This is a genomic window from Elusimicrobiota bacterium (genome assembly GCA_026388095.1).
Taxonomy (GTDB): domain Bacteria; phylum Elusimicrobiota; class Elusimicrobia; order UBA1565; family UBA9628; genus UBA9628.
On record JAPLKL010000044.1, the window covers coordinates 1 to 16,263 of the forward strand.

The following is a 16,263-nucleotide window of genomic DNA, read 5'->3' on the forward strand; positions in this document are numbered from 1 at the left end:
GTCGACTCGCGGCTTCGCTATCCGCTTCTTTCAGCGTGACCCTCGCGGACCATCGCCTTGCGTTTCGCTTGGAGTCCCTGCGACCAGGTTCTCCAGAGGACTTGCACCTCCCAGTCATGCTCATGCTGGGCACACCGCCGGGGTTCCGGCCGCGCCTGCGCCGCGTCCGGAACCTCCAGGACGAGCCAGAGGCAGCGGCTGTTCGGGAAGGACTGCGGCCGGCTAGCGTCCCGGCCCGGCGGAACAGGGCATGGAGAGCATGAGGCGGGCCTGCTCCCAGGCGGCGGCCGAGCAGGCCCGCGCCGAGTCCAGGTAGGCGGCCGGAGCCGCGGCCTTGCGGCCGGCGCGCTTGCGGGCCGCGGCCACGTAGGCTTTGGCCTGGGCCGCGGCGCGGTCCGCAGGATCGAGGCGCAAAGCGGCGTCGAACTCGGCCGCGGCCTTGGCCCTGCGGCCGGCGCGCCAATGAGCGACGCCCAGGAAATAGTGCGCGGCCGGGTCGCCCGGGTCCTGCTTCAGGGAGGCCTGCAGCTGGTCCGCGGCCTCCGCCACCCGTCCTCGCTGGAGCAGGGCGATGGCGAAGGCCGTCCTCCACGCGGCGAAGTCCGGCCAAAGCTCCAGGGCCGCCCGGTACTCGGCCTCGGCCGCGGCGAGCCGGCCCTGGCCGCGCAGGATCTGGGCCAGGTTGAAGTGGGCCCGGGCCACGCCCGGGTCCGCGGCCACGGTGGCGGCCTGCAAGGAGGCGTCGTCCTGGTAGTCCAGGTTGCGGCTCGCGGTCATGAGCGCGTAGGAGGCGACGATGGCCGCGGCCAAAACGGGCGCGGCCAGACGCCCGCTGCGCCCCGCGCGGCGCGTCAGCCAGGAGAGCGCGGCTGCCGCGGCCAAGGCGATGCCAGCCGAGGGGACGTAGAGGTAGCGGTCCGCCTGCAGGTTGTGCAGCAGCCACAGCCCGCTGACCGGCAGGAGCGTGACCGGCAGCCAGAGCAGGCCGAAGGCGGCCATGGGCAGGCGCCGCCTCAGAGCCCAGGCCAGGACCAAGACACCCAGCCAGGCGAGGACGGCCAGCATGGGACCGGGCTCGCGCCAAGACACCGCGGGGCGGGGGGAATAGTCCCCCTGGAGGGGATGCGGCCAGAGCAGGAGGCTCAGGTCCTCTCCCATGATCCGGGCCATGGTCAGGAGGCGCGCCTTGGGGCTCTCGTAGACCTGCTGCCAGGGCACCACGATGGCCGGGTGGGCGGGGGTCGGTCCCTCGGGAGTCTTGGCCGCTGCCCCGCTCAAGGTGTCGCGCACGCTGCTGAAGAAGTCCTGATGTCCCAGCACCACGTTGCCCGCGCGCGGCATCCGGAACCACAGATAGCAGAGCAGGACCAAAGCGAAGGCCGCCGCGGCCCGCCAGGGGAGCCGGCGCGCCGCCCGCGGCGGCTCCGCTTTCGGCGTCCGGGACTCCGGGAACAGCCAGTCTCCCAGCACCACCAGCAGCGGCAAGGTGACGGCCATCTCCTTGGCCAGCACGGCCAACCCATAGCAGGCCAAGGACAGGCCCAGGAGGCCGAGCCGCCGCCAGCCGGCTTGGGAGCGCCTGAGCAGGTAGAGCGTGAAGGCCAAGGTCATGAACGCCAGCGCCAGGATGTCCGTGCGGAAAGTGATGATGTTGACGTTCTCCGTGTGCAGGGGGTTGGCGACGAAGAGCACCCCCGCTCCCAGGGCCGTCCAGTCGTCCCGGCACAGGGTCCAGGCCAAGGCCATGAGCAGGACCGAGGCGCAGACATGCCAGAGCAGGCTGCTGAGGTGGTAGCCGGCGGCCGCGCCGCCGTAGATGCAGGAGTCGGCGATGACTGAGCCGAGCCAGACGGGGCGCGCCGCGCCGGTCACCGGCAGGACGCGGTTGAGGTAGTACCGGGGGTCGGCGAGCTTGAGCAGGTTGGAGCAGTCCTGGGTGAAGGGCTGGCCCAGGACGAAGGTGTGGTCGTCTCCGATGAGGGGATGCCCCAAGGAGCCCGCGTAGAGGACCAGCCCCAGCAGGATCACGGCCCAGATGAGGAAGACGTCCGAGGAGAGCCGCTCGCGCAGCCGCGCCATCACGGAGCCATTGTAGCAATCTCCGGGCGGGCTACTGCCGCCGCGGGATGAAGAGTCCGGCGCCCGGGCCGACCGAATAGGTCTTGGCGAAATCTTTCTTGTTGAGGCCCAGTCCGAGCCGGCCGTGTGAATCGATGTAGAAGAGCCCTTGGCCCTCCGGGACGTCGCCGAAGGTCTTGACGAAGGGGAACCGGTAGGACTTTTCGGCCAGCGTGACCGGGACGGTGTCTCCCAGACGGTAGTCCAGCTGCGCAAAGGTCTCGGCCGGCACGTCGAGCACGAGGTTGCCGTAAGGCCCGTCCGTGCCGATGACCCGGCCGTGCAGGCCCTTGGCGTCCGCGCGCGCCGGTTCGATCTGGAGGCGCGCGAGCCTGGCGACATCCAACTCCGGGCCGGCCAAGGCCCAGTCGTCGCCTCTGGCCAGATGCGCCGCGGCCGGAGAGAATATGTCTCGGCCGTGGAAGGTCGAAGAGCGCTTGGCGCCTGCCATCCAGTCCGGGTTGGCGATCTCGCGCGCGGCGGCTATCCCGTCGCGGTCCTGGATGAGCGTCAGCAGGCCGTTGTCCGGCAGGACGAAGAACTGGCCCGCCTTTGACCGGGCGATGACGGCCTTGCGCGAGCCGCCCACGCCCGGGTCGACCACGGCTACGAACACCGCGTCCCGGGGGAAATAAGGCGCGGCTCCGGCCAAAAAGCGCGCGCCCTCGGCGATGGCGAAGGGGGTGACCTGGTGGGTGATGTCGATGACCTTGACGCCCGGGGCGACTCCCTCCATCACCGCCTTGCAGATGCCGACCGCATCGTCTTTGAGGTCGAAGTCCGACAGGAAGCCGATGGTCCTCCGGGTCTGGGGAGGGGCCGCGCGGACCGGCTGGACCGAAAAGAGGAGGCCGGACACGACCGCGAGGCACGCCCATCGGCGCAGGATCTTCATTTCTGGCGCTTACTGGGCCCCGGCCGGCGCCTGCTTCCTCTTGTTCTCCCAGGCCGCGTGGATGGCGGCCAGCGCCCCTTCCTGGCCGAGGCCGGCGGTGTTGAGGACCATGTCGTAGTGGACCGGGTCCAGCAGTTGGGCGTGGAAGTGCCGCTGGATGAAGGCGCGCCGTTCCGATTCCCTGTGGACCACCTGGCGCATGGCCTCGTCGCGCGAGACTTTGTCCCGGCGCGCCACGACCGCCACGCGTTCCTCCAGCGGCGCCACCAGCAGCACCCGCAGGCAGAGCTCCGGCTTGAGGATGAACCCGGCCCCCCGTCCCAGGATGACGGCCCGGCCGTGCTCGGCGATGGCCATGAGGACCTTGGAGAGGTGGCGGAAATAATCCCCCGTCAGATAGCGTTCCAGGAACAGCGACTGGATCCATTCCGTGATCATGGGAAGGTCCTTCTCGTCCACGGTGTTCAGGATGGTTTCGCTCAAGTGCGCGCTCTCCGCCACCTGATGCAGCAGCTCCCTGCCGAAGAAGTCGAACTTGAGCTTCCGGGCCAGCTCCTCGGCCAAAGCGCGGCCGTTGCAGCCCGGCAGGCGGGAGATGGAGATGACCGGCTCGCGCCGGCGCTCGGCCGCGGGTCCGGGGCGCGAGGCTTCCCAGCGCTTGACCTGCTCCGCGATGATCTTGTCGATATTATGGGCCGTGGTCATGATTATCTCCCTATCCGGATTCTAGTATACCAAGACCGGCATGTGCCAGAGCTTTCAGCGCAGGAGCCCTTCGAAGAGCGCGGCGAAGCCCAGGAAGGCGAAGAAGCCCACCACGTCCGTGACCGTGGTCAGGAATATCCCCGAAGACTGCGCGGGGTCGAACCCCAGCCGCTGCATGGCGATGGGCAGGCCGGCCCCGGCCAGGGCGGCCGCGACCATGTTGACCACCATGGCGAGCCCGGCGACCAGGCCCAGGTAGGGATGGCCGCTCCAGAGCCAGGCGGCCAGGGCCGTCACCACGGCCACGAGGAGGCCGTTGACGAGCCCGGCCGCGACTTCGCCCCGGATGAAGCGCATGGAGTCCTGGAGGCGCACCTCGCGCATGACCAGGCCGCGCAGGGCGACGGAGAGGGACTGTATGCCGGCGTCGCGGCCTTGCCCCGAGACCACGGTCAGGAACACCGCGAGCACGGCCATGCGCGCGATGAGGTCCTCGAATAAGGACACCACGCCTGCGGCCAGGAAGGTCATGGCCAGGTTGACGAAGAGCCAGGGCAGGCGGCGGGCTATCTTCAGGCGCACCGGGGAGAGGGCCCGCTCCTCGCCGCCCGCGCCGAACAGCATCTGGATGCCCTTCGTGGCCTGCGACTCGCTCGACTCCAGGATGTCCTTGGCGCGCACCGCGCCCATGAGTCGTTGGCGGGCATCCACCGCCGGGATGAATAGGTAGTTGCGCTCCCGGGCCAAGCGCACCAGCTCGGCGCGGTCCGTGAAGGCGGGGACCGAGAAGACCTCGCGCATGATCTTCTCCAGGGGCTGGTCCGGCGCCGCCATGATAAGGTCGCGCATGTTCAAGACGCCCAGGAGGACGTTCTCCGGCCCCACCACGTAGGCATAGCTGTGCGCCCGCTTGGTGGACTTGGCGCGCAGGCGCCCGATGACCTCGCGCACGGTCAGGTCCTTGTGAAAGGAGAGGACCGAGGTCTTCATGAGCCGCCCGGCGCTGCCCTCCGGATAGATCAGCATCTCGCCGACCCGGCGCGAGAGCTCCGGGGGCAGGCCTTCCAGGACCCCGTGGCGCGCCGGCTCGGGCAGGGCCCGGATGATGTCCGCGGCGTGGTCCGGCTCCATGTGCGCGAGGATGGAAGTCGCGGGCCCCGGCACCAGCTTCTGGATGACGGCGGCTGCGAAATCCGGCCGGGCGTGGTCCAGGCAGGACGCGCAGGCGCGCAGCGGCAAGCTGCAGAGGAGTATGGCCGCCTCGGCCTCGGGCAGGCCTTCCAGGGCCAGGGCCGCCTGCTGAGGGTCCACGTCGATGAACCGCTTGACCAAGGCGAAGGCGGCGTGCTGCTTGACGCTCATGCGCGGACATCTTAACAAATCCGGGAAATGTTAGAATGGTGCCACCGCGATGATCTGCACGTCCTGCAAGAAGACCGAGGCCGTGGTCTTCATCAAGCACATCATCAACAGCCAGGTCTCCCAGGCCGCGCTCTGCGCCGCCTGCGCGGCCGAGGCCCCTGTCCCTCTCAACCCCGTCAACCCCATGGCCGCCCTCCTGCAGCTCGCGGCCAAGGCCGGGGCGCCCCGCGCCAGGGTCCCGGCCCCGGCGCCCTGCTCCGGCTGCGGCGCGACCTGGACGGATTTCCGCGAGACCGGCCGCTTGGGCTGCGCGCGCTGCTACGACCATTTCGCGGCCCTCCTGCGGCCCCTCCTCCCCCGGGTCCACGCGGGCGCCACCGTCCATCGCGGCAAGGCCCCGCCTACCCCGCCCGGCCCATGAACCTCCAAGGGATGCTGCCCTGCCGCATGGGGTGGGTCCAGGCCGAGGGGCCCAGCGCCGACGTGGTGCTCGCCAGCCGCGTGCGCCTGGCGCGCAACCTCGCCGCGGTGCAGTTCCCGGGCCGGGCCAAGGCCGCGGCCCTCAAGGCCGCGCGCGAGCAGGTCTTCGCCGCGGCGCGGCGGACCACTCTCAAGGGCGCGGCTTATCTCGAGCTCGACGGGCTCGACGACGTGGACTTGAGGTTCCTGGCCGAACGCCACCTCATCAGCCCCGCCCTGGCCGGCCGGGCCGGCCAAGGCGGGGCGGTCGTCGACCCGCGCGAGTGCCTCAACCTCATGATCAACGAGGAGGACCACCTGCGCCTCTTCGCCCTGGCGCCGGGGCTGGACCTGCGCCGGGCCGCGCGCACGGCGGGCGGCCTGGACGACGAGCTGTCCCAAAGCCTCGACTTCGCCTTCCGGCGGGACTGGGGCTACTTGACCGCCTGCCCGACCAATCTGGGCACGGGCATGCGCGCCTCGGCCTTGATGCACCTGGCCGGCCTGGGCCTGGCCGGCCTCATCAACACGCTGCTCGAGACCCTGCCCCGCGCGGGCCTCATCGCGCGCGGACTCTACGGGGAGGGCACCAAGGTGATGGGAGACTTCTTCCAGATATCCAACGCCACGGCTTTGGGCCGCACCGAGGCCGAGCTGGCGGCCGCGGTGGAGAGCGCGGCGGAGGCCCTGGTGCGGCGCGAGAAGGACGCTCGGCAGAAGCTGGCTGCGGGGCCCGACCGCGCCCGCATCGAGGACACCGTATACCGGGCCATCGGCGTCCTGACCGGGGCGCGCCTGCTGTCTTTTGAGGAATCCTGCCGCCATCTTTCGGCTCTGCGTCTGGGACTCTCGTTGGGCTGGGCGGTCCCAGGCGACTTCGCGACCGTCAACGAACTCATGATCCTGACCCAGCCCGCGCACCTCGCGATGCTGGCGGGCAAGCCCCTCGTCGAAGAAGACCAAGCCGCACTGCGGGCCTCTTTGGTCCGCCGGCGCCTGACCGGGAAATGACCCCCTCGAAAAATTGATAGACTAAAGGCCCACAGGAGAAACCAATGGCTTTCAGCTTTCTGCCCAAGGAAGAGAAGTTCTTCAAGCTCTTCGAGGCTCAGGCCGCCTACAACTGCAAGGCCGTCAAGGCGTTCAAGGAGCTGGTGAAGAACTGGGATGAGGATTCTCCCGCCTTCGAGTCCATCCGGGAGATCGAGCACGAGGCCGACATCACCACCCACGAGATCTACGACAAGCTCAACCGGACCTTCATCACGCCCTTCGACCGGGAGGACATCCGCCAGTTGGCCGGCGAGATGGACGACATCGTGGACATGGTGCAGTCCCTGTGCAACCGCATGCACCTCTACCATATCCACAACTCCACCCCCGACCTCGTGCAGCTCATCGACATACTGGATCAATCGGTCGACGCCATCCGCAAGGCCATCGGAGATCTCCAGGACAAGGACAAGACCCGCCGCGTGCTGGACTACTGCATCGAGATCAACCGCCTGGAGAACACCGGGGACCATGCTCGCGACATGGCCCTGAGCAAGCTCTTCGAGGGCCAGCCCGATCCCATCGATGTGATGAAATGGAAGGAGATCTACGAGTTGGTCGAGTCCGCCCTGGACAAATGCGAGGACATCGCCAACACCATCGAGACCATCCTGGTCAAGCAGGCCTGAGGACCTCTCATGGGCCAGCTCCTGGCGCTCCAGCAGGCTGAGATCAGGCTGTCGGCGGTCAGCGTCCGCGTCGTCGTCCTATCCCGGATGCTCGAAGACCTTCTGTTCCGCGCCCAGCGCATGTCCCGGGCCTTGAAGGACGACGCCGGGGCCGATGCCGCGGACTCCACGTTCGGCCGCGACCTGCAGGCCCTGCGCGGCGACGTGCACGTCTTCGGCCGGGATTCCGCGGGCCTCTCCGCCGCGCTCGCAGGCATCGAGCCTCCAGCCGGCCGCGGCGAGCCGTCTTCGGCCCGCGTCCAGGCCGTCAGGCGCCTGACCCACCGGCTGCACCGGAGCCTGGCCGCGCTCCTGGACCAGGCCGTGCTGGCGCATCGGCACCTGCTCGAGGCCGAGCACAAGGTGGAGGCCTGGGGCCTGGTGGAGGAGCTGGGGGCCGTTTCCCAGCAGGCCCAGGTGCTTGCCGGCATCGCCAACCGGCTGCTCGCGGCGGCGGGCGGCGGGACGTGTTCTCCCGAGCCGACGCTGCGCCTGCGGGCGGCGGTCCCGCTGCGGCCTATGGGGCGGCTGATCGTGAGCCCGCCGAGCCCCCAGCAGGCTTAGCGGCGCGGCGCGCTCATCATTCGACGCGGATGCTGACGATGGCGTCGTTCTGCCTGATGGCGTCGACGACGTCCTGGCCCGCGGTCACCTGGCCGAAGACCGTGTGGATGCCATCGAGGTGCGGCGTGGGGCAGTGGGTGATGAAGAACTGGGAGCCGTTGGAGCATATCCCCGAGAGCTTCCGGCCCGAAGCGGGGTCGTGCTCGCAGGAGCCGGCGTGGGCCATGGAGAGGGTGCCCTTGCCGTGCTTGAGCTTGGGCCGGATCTCGCACTCGATCTTGTAGCCCGGCCCGCCCGTGCCCACGGCCGGCCCCCCGTCGCGGCTCAAGGGGTCGCCGCCCTGGATCATGAAGTCCTTGATGACCCGGTGCCACTTCTGCCCGTCATAGTACTTGGAGTTGGCGAGATTCTCGAAGTTCAAGACGGTGCCGGGGCACTCGGCGTCGAAGAGCTTGAGTTTGATGGTTCCGCGGCTGGTCACGATGGTGGCTGTCTTCATGGAATGAGCCTAGCAAAATTTTATGAGGAATTGACGGGGTGCTGGCCGGATGGTAGTATAGGTCCCTCACCCCCAAAGGAGCGAAAGCATGAGAGCTTTGGTCAAGAAGAAGAAGGAGAAGGGCCTTTGGCTGGAGGACGTGCCCGAGCCGTCCATCGGAGACCACGACGTCCTCATCAAGATCCGGCAGACCGCCATCTGCGGCACTGACGTGCATATCCACCAATGGGACGAGTGGGCGCAGAAGACCATCCCCGTGCCTATGCACGTGGGCCACGAGTTCGTGGGCGAGATCGCCAAGCTGGGCCCGGCGGTGCAGGGGTTGAGCGTCGGCGAGAAGGTCTCCGGCGAGGGGCATCTGGTCTGCGGCCACTGCCGCAACTGCCGCGCCGGCCACCGGCACCTCTGCATCAACACCAAGGGCATCGGCGTCAACCGACCGGGCTGCTTCGCCGAATACCTGGCCTTGCCCGCCGAGAACGTGTTCCCCATCCCGCACGGCGTGACCGACGACGAAGCCTCCATCCTCGATCCCCTGGGCAACGCGGTGCACACGGCTTTGGCCTTCGACCTGGTCGGCGAGGACGTGCTCATCACGGGCGCCGGCCCCATCGGCATCATGGCCGCGGCCATCGCCAAGCACGTGGGCGCGCGCCACGTGGTCATCACGGATATCAACGAGTACCGGCTGGAGCTGGCCCGCAAGGTTGGCGTGGAGAACGCCGTGGACGTGCGCACCCAGAAGCTGTCGGACGTCATGAAGAAGCTGCGCATGACCGAGGGCTTCGACGTGGGCCTGGAGATGTCCGGCAGCCCGGCCGCCTTCAACAGCATGATCGAGGTCCTCAAGATGGGGGCCAACGTGGCCCTGCTGGGCCTCCTGCCCCAGAGCACCACCATCCCCTGGAACCAGGTCATCTTCAAGGCGTTCACTCTCAAGGGCATCTACGGCCGGGAGATGTTCGAGACCTGGTACAAGATGTGCGCCATGCTGCAGAGCGGCTTGGATATCAAGCCGGTCATCACGCACCGCTTTCCCTTCCAGGATTACGAGAAGGGCTTCGCGGCCATGATTTCCGGCAAGTCCGGCAAGGTCATCCTGGACTGGACTCGGGCCTAAGGTCCGTCAGAGTATCTCGGCGAGGAAGGCCTTATGCCGCGTCGCGCAGAAGCGTGGCGTTGATGAAGGTTTGATACCCGATGCCAAGATGCCTGGCCCGAGCCCGAGCCCATTGGAGCACTTTCGGGTGAAGCCGGATGTGAACGTCTTGGTACTTGTCCGGGCCCTTGAGAGGTCGGCCGCGGGCGGGCCGCTTGATCTGGAACGTGTTTTCAATCGCCTTCCGAAAAGTCGCAGTTTCTTTGGAAGTAACCCGGCGCGCCTTAGAGAAGTCAAACCCCTTTGAGTTGCGCATAGTTCCTCCTCTCTTTTTGATTTGCTCGCCGCGCGCTGATGATTCGTATCCTGCGGCCTGGGGAGCGAACGGTGAACACGACAACCAGGATGCCTGAGCCGGAATCTCCAATCAGCCATTGCCTTTTTTCGTCGTGAGAATGTCTCGCATCGTCCAGGATGAAGGCGCAAGGGTCATCGAACGCGAACGTCGCCGTCCTAAAATCAATTCCATGTTTGAGAGCGTTCTGCTGCGCCTTTTCATTGTGCCATTCGAACGTCATATTTATAGTGTACACTGAAATTATTCGCGGGTCAAGAGGTCGTCAAGGTGGGCGTTTTTGGACTACGAGAATGACGTGATGCCACCATGTTATTTTCTTGATTGCGCCGGCTGTTGTGGCGCTTCTTAAATCAGTCGTCTTTGGCCAGCGCTTTCAGGACGCGCAACACTTGGTCGCGGCGTTTGGGGGGCATCTCCTTGACCATGGCGCCCAGCTTGCCGGCCCAGCCGTCATCGGGAGACTTGTGGGGCGGGATGTCGGAGAAAAGCCGGGCGATGGGGACCCCCAGGACGTCGGCCAGCCTCTTGACCACGCTGATGCTGGGGATTGCCTTCCCGTGTTCGATGCGGCTGAGGTGGCCAGTGTCCATGGCCGCGGCTTCGGCCAGCTCCTGCTGCGTGAAATGGCGGGCCTTTCGTTCCTCTTGGATTCGGCGCCCCAGCAGGGTATAGACCTCGGCCATTGATGGAGTCGGCATCTATCAATTTTACGCGAGTAGATGGCGTTATGATAATGGCGTGAATAGCAATTCATATAATTGACATACAAACAACTGATTAGATATATTCAATCCAGCACCAGGGATGCCACATCGTTGCCGCTATTTCATGCGGGCCGCACGGAATCAGGCTGCTAGGCTCTGGGGGAGTGTTGTTATGCGGGACAGCAGGAGGCGTATGCACCATACAAAAAGGAAAGATGGCGTCTTTAACCTACATTCCGCAACTCGCGGGCAGCGCATGGGGGAGACTATGCAAAGAGAAGGTGCGGCGCATCAAATGTTCCTAACGCTGATAATGGCATACGTCGCGGGCTTTTGTTTGCCTCTGTCCGCAGCGGCGGAAACAGGAGCCGCCTTCCCGGTGCAACGTGCCAGCCTGGAAAATCCGGCTGCCGACGCCGCACGATGGAAAACGGTTCACCAGTTGGAAATTCATGCGGGTCCTATGTATCCAATTTCAGCCGATAGCGGGATTTCAGCTGACCAGGGGACGATGTTCGGAGGAGCTTATCTGGCGCAGCTTTCTCGCCACTTTGCCATAGGCGTTGAGTTGGACAGCCTCGACTTCGACTTCAAGAATGCATCATTTGGAGCAGGAAAATACCATTTCCAGGCTCTCTCATATTTGTTGATCGGGGAACTCGGTTCGTCCTTCGTGGAAGAGCGTTTCGGCTATGGAGTCAGATTTGGCTTGGGCGGCAACCATACCACAATAAAAGGCAGGGGCAGTGTCGACTTCCGCGAAGCGGGCGAGTATCCCATGGCCATGATCGGCGCAGGGCTATGGTATTCGCCGGTAAAGCCTCTGCGATGTGACGTCCGCTATGGAGCCCGGCTTTTTGAATTGGAACCGCGAGCCCAGAGCAGGCTGGGTGTCGCCAACGAACTTGTTTTCGCGCTTTCGGCCCGCTTCGGCGGGAAATGACGATCAAGGAGCAAAATAAAATGAAAAAAACCGCATTGCTAATGGCAGCGTTGGCTCTGGGGCTGGCTGGCTGCACATACTACCTTCCTCACCAGATGGCCGCGTCCAACGTACCGATCAACCCGCCCAGCTACGAGGTAGTAGGGCCGGCAGCCGGAGAATCCTGTCGTTCTCTATTGCTCACCATAATACCCGTGGGAGGCAGTAACCGCCTGCAAGCTGCTATTGACGCGGCGCTCAAGAAATCCGGAGGCGATGCTCTGATTGAAGTGACTTCGGACTACAAGGTGCTCTATGTTTATCCTTTCTTTGCTCAGCATTGCACGCTCGTCAATGGGCTGGCGATCAAAAGACAGCAGGGGCGGTAGACCTCACCATTTCGGGCAAAGCACAGCTCAGAGACCTGTCCGAGTAATATGGTTCCCATCCCCGTTTTGCAACTTTGGAAGGGGGGGGTGGCGAGGCGACTTGGCCAAAATGGGGCTGTTTAGCCTACAACCACGAGGAGGGAAAAACAATGAAAAAACTAGCACGGGGTCTTTCGGTCTTGGTGGTGGCGATTGTCGCCGCTGTTGCGCTTAGTGGATGTGGTCTCATTATCAGCAGCACCTGGCACTCAGGATCACAAGTTGTTTCGGCAGAGGGAAACTGCATGCGGATGTGCGAGAATACTTATGAATCGTGCTCTACAGGGTGCAAGGTTCAAAGCAGCCCCCTGGATCTGCTTCTTTGGGACCCGTGTAACGACGGTTGTCACGATAAGCGAGAAAACTGCTACCTCGGTTGCCCTGGTGTGGTAAAGAAAGCAAAGTGAATCAGGCGGAAAGCCTGCGCCAGACACAATGAAAGGAGTCGGCACATTAGAGCTATCGAGAAACTCTATCAAGCACTGCCCCTGATCCGTGGGCAAGCATGCAACGGGTTTGCTAACGATTAATCCCCCAAGTCCTTGGAGCCGAAGGATTGTAGTGCTTATTGCTCCAGCTGGACACTTTCAGACCGGCGCCAACACCTTCCCGGCTCTCGCCGCGCCGGGATATAAGCCAAAAATATTATAATGCAGCCACGAGGACCCGCGCGGGCCTCCATCAGGCGCATTCCGACCGAGGGATGACATGAACGACCAGAAGCCCCTTTTCCTGACCGACGCCCAGCTCCAAAACGAGATGGAGAAGTGCGAATACTGCGCGGAAAAGCCCTGCCAAGCGGGCTGCCCCGCGGACTGCTCCCCGGCCGATTTCATCATGGCCGCGATGAAGGGCGAAGCCTCGGACTACAAGCGCTCCGCGGCCTTGATCATGGGCCACAACCCGCTCGGCGGAGTGTGCGGCGCGGTCTGCCCGGACAAGCACTGCATGGCGAAGTGCTCGCATAAGGAGTTCGACGCTCCCCTCGACATCCCGGCCATGCAGGCCACCATCGTGCAGAAGGCCAAGGACCTGGGCGTCATGCCCCGCTTCGAGCTGGCCAAGCCCAACGGCAAGAAGGTCTCCGTGGTGGGCGCCGGCCCCGCAGGGCTGGGCGCGGCCGCGCTGCTGGCCCAGAAGGGCTACGCCGTGGACGTCTTCGACGCGGACCGCCGCGTGGGCGGCATGTGCAACCTCATCCCGGACTTCCGCCTGGACAAGCGCGTGCTCGACACGGACATCGACTTCCTGCGCTCGCTGGGCCACATCACCTTCAAGCTGGGCAAGAAGGTCCCGACGCCGGCGACCTTGGCCGCCAAGTACCACGCCGTGGTGGTGGCCTCCGGCCTGGACAACCCCATCCGCCTGGGCATCCCGGGCGAGGAAGCCTCCCTCAACTGGTTCGCCTGCCTCAAGGACCCGGCCAAGCACCCGCTCAAGGGCCGGCGCGTGGCCGTCATCGGCGGCGGCGCCGTGGCCGCCGACTGCGCCGAGACCGCGGCCGAGCAGGGCGCGGCCTCAGTCGAGCTCTTCTGCCTGGAGAAGCTCGGCGAGATGCCGCTGACCGCCAAGGAGATGAAGGGCCTGCTCGACACCGGCGCCCAGATCACCGGCCGCATCAGCGTCACCGCCATCCTGGCCAAGGCCGGCAAGGCCGTGGGCCTGGAGACCGTCAAGGTCGCTCTGCCCAAGGGCAGGAAGTTCCATCCGCGCGAGGTCAAGGCCCTGGCGGGCTCGCAAGCTCGCCGCCAGGACATCGACTGCGTCATCATCGCCATCGGCTCGCGGCCCACGGTCAAGGCCGAGGAGCGCAAGGGCGTGTTCTTCGCCGGCGACATGCAGAACGGCCCCACCACGGTGGTGGAAGCCGTGGCCGCGGGCAAGAACGCGGCCTTGGAGCTAGACGCGTATCTCTCCAAGGGCCCCAAGCCCGCCATCGACAGGAAGGTCAAGAGCCACGCCCTGCTGCCGGGCCGCAACCTCATGCCCGTGCCGCTGGAGGCCGACTTCTTCGGCCGCAAGATCATCTCGCCCTTCCTGCTTTCGGCCGCGCCGCCTTCGGACGGCTACGACCAGATGAGGAAGGCCTACGAGGCCGGCTGGCCGGGCGGCGTGATGAAGACCGCCTTCGACGGCGTGCCGATCCATATCCCGTCCGAATACATGTTCGCATTCACGCAGTCGACCTACGCCAACTGCGACAACGTTTCGGGCCATCACCTCGAGCGCGTGCGCCGCGAGATCGAGCGCCTGGTCAAGGAATACCCGGACCGCCTCACCATGGCCTCCACGGGCGGCCCGGTGACGGGCAACGACGAGAGCGATAAGAAGGGCTGGCAGTCCAACACCAAGAAGCTCGAGGACTGCGGCGTGATGGGCATCGAGTACAGCCTCTCCTGCCCGCAGGGCGGCGACGGCACCAAGGGCGACATCGTCAGCCAGGATGCGGAGCTCACGGCCAAGATCATCGGCTGGGTGCTCTCCAGCGGCGACCCGGACATCCCGAAGCTCTTCAAGCTCACGGCCGCAGTGACCGCGATCTACCCCATCATGGCCGAGATCAAGAAGGTCCTGGCGCGGTACCGCAACGCCAAGGCCGGAGTGACCTTGGCCAACACCTTCCCGACTTTGGGCTTCCGCAAGGGCGAGAAATCCACCTGGGAAGAGGGCGTGGTGGTGGGCATGAGCGGCGAGGGGGTCATCCCGATCTCGAACCTGACCTTGGCCAACGTCTCGCGCATGGGCGTGGCGGTCTCCGGCAACGGCGGCCCCATGGACTATAAGTCAGCCGCGGACTTCCTGGCTCTGGGCGCCAAGACCGTGCAGTTCTGCACCATCGTGATGAAGCAGGGCTACGGCATCATCGACGAGCTGCACTCGGGCGTCTCGCACCTGATGGAGGCGCGGGGGATCTCTTCGATGGACCAGCTCATCGGCCGGGCGCTGCCGGACCCCATCCGGGGCTTCATGGAGCTCTCTCCGGTCAAAAAGATCTCCGCGGTCAAGGACGAGCTCTGCATGCACTGCGGCAACTGCACCCGCTGCCCGTACCTGGCCGTCAGCCTCAGCGACGAGAAGGTCCCGGAGACCGACCCGGAGCGGTGCGTGGGCTGCTCCATCTGCACCCAGAAGTGCTTCTCCGGCGCGCTCTACATGCGCCAACGGACCCATAAGGAACTGGCCGCCCTGAAGGAAGCCTAAGGCCGGTTGCCGGTGCGCAGTCCTTTCCGCGGCCTGCCGCGGGCCTTCGTGGTCCTCTGGTGGGGCATGCTCGTCAACCGCCTCGGCGGTTTCGTGGTGCCCTTCCTGGCCATCTACCTGACCTCCCAGAGGGGGTTCAGCGTCGAGCGCGTGGGCCTGATCCTCTCGCTCTACGGCGCGGGCTCGGTTCTGGCCGGGCCCTTGGGGGGCTGGCTCTCCGACCGCTTGGGCCGCAAGGCCGTGATGGTGACCTCCTTGTGCCTGGGCGCGTGCTCGGTGCTGTCCTTGGCCGCGGTCCAGCGCGGGCCGGCCGTGGCCCTGGCCGTGTTCTGCGTCTCCTTCCTGGGGGACATGTACCGGCCGGCCTGCTCGGCCATGGTGGCGGACCTCATCCCGGACCAGCGCCAGCGCGCCTTCGGCCTGGTCTATTGGGCCATCAACCTTGGCTTTTCCGGCGCCATGATCGTCGCGGGAGCCCTGATGCGTTTCGGCTTCCTGGTGCTCTTCACGGCCGACGCGGCCACCTCGCTCGCCTTCGCCGTGCTCGTGGCCCTGTTCGTGCCGGAGACCAGGCCCGAGGGGGGGACGGCCCATCCGCTCCACATCGCCGCGCCGTTCCGGGACGGCGGCTTCGTCGCTTTCTTCCTGCTCATGCTGGGCATCGCGATCATCTACAGCCAGGCGCACTGCACCTTGCCCGTGGACATGCAGCGCCACGGCATCTCCGCCGCCGGCTTCGGCTACATCATCGCCATCAACGGGGTCATGATCGCCATCCTGCAGCCCTGGGTCGGCCAGCGGCTCGGGCGCCTGCCGCCCGCGCGGGTGCTGGCGCTCAACGGCCTGCTCACCGGCGTGGGCTTCGGCATCCAGGCCCTGGCCGGAGGCGCTCCCATCTACGTCGCGGCCATCGTGGTCTGGACGCTCGGCGAGATCATAGGCGCGCCCATGGCCTCCACCGTCGTGGCGTCCCTGTCCCCGGCGTCTTTGCGCGGGACCTACCAGGGCGCCCTGCAGACCGCCTGGGGCGGAGGAGCGTTCCTGGCGCCGATGCTGGGCGGATTCGCGATGGGGAGCTTCGGCGGGCCGGCGCTCTGGGTCGGCTGCATGGTCCTGGGCTGCCTGGTGGGATTGGGGCATTGGCTCGTGACCGGGGCCATTTTGCAGCGCCGCAGCGCCCGGAATTTTTCTATGATGAGCGGACAGCCGCAACCGGAGGTCTGAAACC

General features: G+C 65.9%; 17 protein-coding genes. 9 read left to right on the forward strand and 8 right to left on the reverse strand.

Annotated elements, in window-relative coordinates; genetic code table 11:
- Positions 1-222: 222 nt before the first annotated feature.
- From NTY77_10365 to mgtE, 4 genes are read right to left on the reverse strand one after another with little or no spacing between them, the layout of a single operon-like run.
- Positions 223-2,079, reverse strand: coding sequence for a tetratricopeptide repeat protein (locus NTY77_10365; GenBank protein ID MCX5795887.1), 1,857 nt, complete (start codon positions 2,077-2,079; stop codon positions 223-225).
- 31 nt (positions 2,080-2,110) lie between these two features.
- Positions 2,111-3,013, reverse strand: a complete 903-nt coding sequence (locus NTY77_10370; GenBank protein ID MCX5795888.1) for an SAM-dependent chlorinase/fluorinase — start codon at positions 3,011-3,013, stop codon at positions 2,111-2,113.
- A 9-nt stretch (positions 3,014-3,022) separates the two neighbouring features.
- Positions 3,023-3,718 (reverse strand): cytidylate kinase-like family protein, encoded by a 696-nt coding sequence (locus NTY77_10375; protein ID MCX5795889.1) that lies wholly within the window; start codon positions 3,716-3,718, stop codon positions 3,023-3,025.
- A 54-nt stretch (positions 3,719-3,772) separates the two neighbouring features.
- Entirely contained in the window at positions 3,773-5,080 is a 1,308-nt protein-coding gene (gene mgtE / locus NTY77_10380; protein MCX5795890.1) for a magnesium transporter, read from the reverse strand.
- Between the two features lie 49 nt (positions 5,081-5,129).
- On the opposite strand from mgtE, the gene NTY77_10385 reads away from it, so the two are divergent.
- Genes NTY77_10385 through NTY77_10400 form a run of 4 tightly spaced genes read left to right on the forward strand, consistent with a single transcriptional unit; the run spans position 5,130 to position 7,824 of the window.
- On the forward strand, positions 5,130-5,501 hold the full coding sequence (locus NTY77_10385) for a hypothetical protein (GenBank protein ID MCX5795891.1): 372 nt from the start codon (positions 5,130-5,132) through the stop codon (positions 5,499-5,501).
- A complete protein-coding gene (locus NTY77_10390; GenBank protein ID MCX5795892.1) occupies positions 5,498-6,550 on the forward strand; it encodes an ATP--guanido phosphotransferase in 1,053 nt (350 codons plus the stop codon). Before NTY77_10385 ends, NTY77_10390 begins: the two co-directional genes overlap by 4 nt.
- A 44-nt stretch (positions 6,551-6,594) precedes the next feature.
- Positions 6,595-7,221, forward strand: coding sequence for a DUF47 family protein (locus tag NTY77_10395; GenBank protein ID MCX5795893.1), 627 nt, complete (start codon positions 6,595-6,597; stop codon positions 7,219-7,221).
- 9 nt (positions 7,222-7,230) lie between these two features.
- Positions 7,231-7,824 carry a hypothetical protein gene (locus NTY77_10400; GenBank protein MCX5795894.1) on the forward strand — a complete coding sequence of 198 codons (594 nt, stop codon included), beginning with the start codon at positions 7,231-7,233 and terminating at the stop codon, positions 7,822-7,824.
- A 16-nt stretch (positions 7,825-7,840) separates the two neighbouring features.
- Here the strand turns inward: NTY77_10400 and NTY77_10405 are convergent, their stop codons facing one another.
- On the reverse strand, positions 7,841-8,323 hold the full coding sequence (locus tag NTY77_10405; GenBank protein ID MCX5795895.1) for a peptidylprolyl isomerase: 483 nt from the start codon (positions 8,321-8,323) through the stop codon (positions 7,841-7,843).
- 88 nt (positions 8,324-8,411) lie between these two features.
- Between NTY77_10405 and tdh the strand changes: the two genes are divergently transcribed.
- Entirely contained in the window at positions 8,412-9,443 is a 1,032-nt protein-coding gene (tdh, locus tag NTY77_10410) for an L-threonine 3-dehydrogenase (protein ID MCX5795896.1), read from the forward strand.
- A gap of 31 nt (positions 9,444-9,474) precedes the next feature.
- Here the strand turns inward: tdh and NTY77_10415 are convergent, their stop codons facing one another.
- From NTY77_10415 to NTY77_10425, 3 genes are all read right to left on the reverse strand, one after another.
- Positions 9,475-9,738, reverse strand: a complete 264-nt coding sequence (locus NTY77_10415; protein MCX5795897.1) for a BrnA antitoxin family protein — start codon at positions 9,736-9,738, stop codon at positions 9,475-9,477.
- Entirely contained in the window at positions 9,716-10,000 is a 285-nt protein-coding gene (locus NTY77_10420; GenBank protein ID MCX5795898.1) for a BrnT family toxin, read from the reverse strand. Before NTY77_10420 ends, NTY77_10415 begins: the two co-directional genes overlap by 23 nt.
- Before the next feature lie 130 nt (positions 10,001-10,130).
- The gene (locus tag NTY77_10425) at positions 10,131-10,463 is read right to left on the reverse strand and encodes a helix-turn-helix transcriptional regulator (GenBank protein ID MCX5795899.1); all 333 of its coding nucleotides are present in this window, start codon (positions 10,461-10,463) and stop codon (positions 10,131-10,133) included.
- Positions 10,464-10,797: 334 nt separating this feature from the next.
- Here NTY77_10425 and NTY77_10430 point away from each other — a divergent pair, with 334 nt between their 5' ends.
- The 4 genes from NTY77_10430 to NTY77_10445 all read left to right on the forward strand — a co-directional run bounded on the left by NTY77_10430 (position 10,798) and on the right by NTY77_10445 (position 16,259).
- On the forward strand, positions 10,798-11,427 hold the full coding sequence (locus NTY77_10430) for a hypothetical protein (protein MCX5795900.1): 630 nt from the start codon (positions 10,798-10,800) through the stop codon (positions 11,425-11,427).
- Positions 11,424-11,795, forward strand: coding sequence for a hypothetical protein (locus NTY77_10435; protein ID MCX5795901.1), 372 nt, complete (start codon positions 11,424-11,426; stop codon positions 11,793-11,795). The genes NTY77_10430 and NTY77_10435 overlap by 4 nt, the downstream gene beginning before the upstream one ends.
- Positions 11,796-12,542: 747 nt before the next feature.
- A complete protein-coding gene (locus NTY77_10440; protein ID MCX5795902.1) occupies positions 12,543-15,035 on the forward strand; it encodes an FAD-dependent oxidoreductase in 2,493 nt (830 codons plus the stop codon).
- 12 nt (positions 15,036-15,047) lie between these two features.
- Positions 15,048-16,259, forward strand: coding sequence for an MFS transporter (locus NTY77_10445; protein ID MCX5795903.1), 1,212 nt, complete (start codon positions 15,048-15,050; stop codon positions 16,257-16,259).
- Positions 16,260-16,263 lie beyond the last annotated feature (4 nt).

What these genes read in the sequence shown, in the direction of transcription:
- NTY77_10365 (MCX5795887.1), bottom strand. Translation starts at nt 2,079, where the DNA reads ATGGCGCGGCTGCGCGAGCGGCTCTCCTCGGACGTCTTCCTCATCTGG.
- NTY77_10370 (MCX5795888.1), bottom strand. Translation starts at nt 3,013, where the DNA reads ATGAAGATCCTGCGCCGATGGGCGTGCCTCGCGGTCGTGTCCGGCCTC.
- NTY77_10375 (MCX5795889.1), bottom strand. Translation starts at nt 3,718, where the DNA reads ATGACCACGGCCCATAATATCGACAAGATCATCGCGGAGCAGGTCAAG.
- mgtE (MCX5795890.1), bottom strand. Translation starts at nt 5,080, where the DNA reads ATGAGCGTCAAGCAGCACGCCGCCTTCGCCTTGGTCAAGCGGTTCATC.
- NTY77_10385 (MCX5795891.1), top strand. Translation starts at nt 5,130, where the DNA reads ATGATCTGCACGTCCTGCAAGAAGACCGAGGCCGTGGTCTTCATCAAG.
- NTY77_10390 (MCX5795892.1), top strand. Translation starts at nt 5,498, where the DNA reads ATGAACCTCCAAGGGATGCTGCCCTGCCGCATGGGGTGGGTCCAGGCC.
- NTY77_10395 (MCX5795893.1), top strand. Translation starts at nt 6,595, where the DNA reads ATGGCTTTCAGCTTTCTGCCCAAGGAAGAGAAGTTCTTCAAGCTCTTC.
- NTY77_10400 (MCX5795894.1), top strand. Translation starts at nt 7,231, where the DNA reads ATGGGCCAGCTCCTGGCGCTCCAGCAGGCTGAGATCAGGCTGTCGGCG.
- NTY77_10405 (MCX5795895.1), bottom strand. Translation starts at nt 8,323, where the DNA reads ATGAAGACAGCCACCATCGTGACCAGCCGCGGAACCATCAAACTCAAG.
- tdh (MCX5795896.1), top strand. Translation starts at nt 8,412, where the DNA reads ATGAGAGCTTTGGTCAAGAAGAAGAAGGAGAAGGGCCTTTGGCTGGAG.
- NTY77_10415 (MCX5795897.1), bottom strand. Translation starts at nt 9,738, where the DNA reads ATGCGCAACTCAAAGGGGTTTGACTTCTCTAAGGCGCGCCGGGTTACT.
- NTY77_10420 (MCX5795898.1), bottom strand. Translation starts at nt 10,000, where the DNA reads ATGACGTTCGAATGGCACAATGAAAAGGCGCAGCAGAACGCTCTCAAA.
- NTY77_10425 (MCX5795899.1), bottom strand. Translation starts at nt 10,463, where the DNA reads ATGGCCGAGGTCTATACCCTGCTGGGGCGCCGAATCCAAGAGGAACGA.
- NTY77_10430 (MCX5795900.1), top strand. Translation starts at nt 10,798, where the DNA reads ATGGCATACGTCGCGGGCTTTTGTTTGCCTCTGTCCGCAGCGGCGGAA.
- NTY77_10435 (MCX5795901.1), top strand. Translation starts at nt 11,424, where the DNA reads ATGACGATCAAGGAGCAAAATAAAATGAAAAAAACCGCATTGCTAATG.
- NTY77_10440 (MCX5795902.1), top strand. Translation starts at nt 12,543, where the DNA reads ATGAACGACCAGAAGCCCCTTTTCCTGACCGACGCCCAGCTCCAAAAC.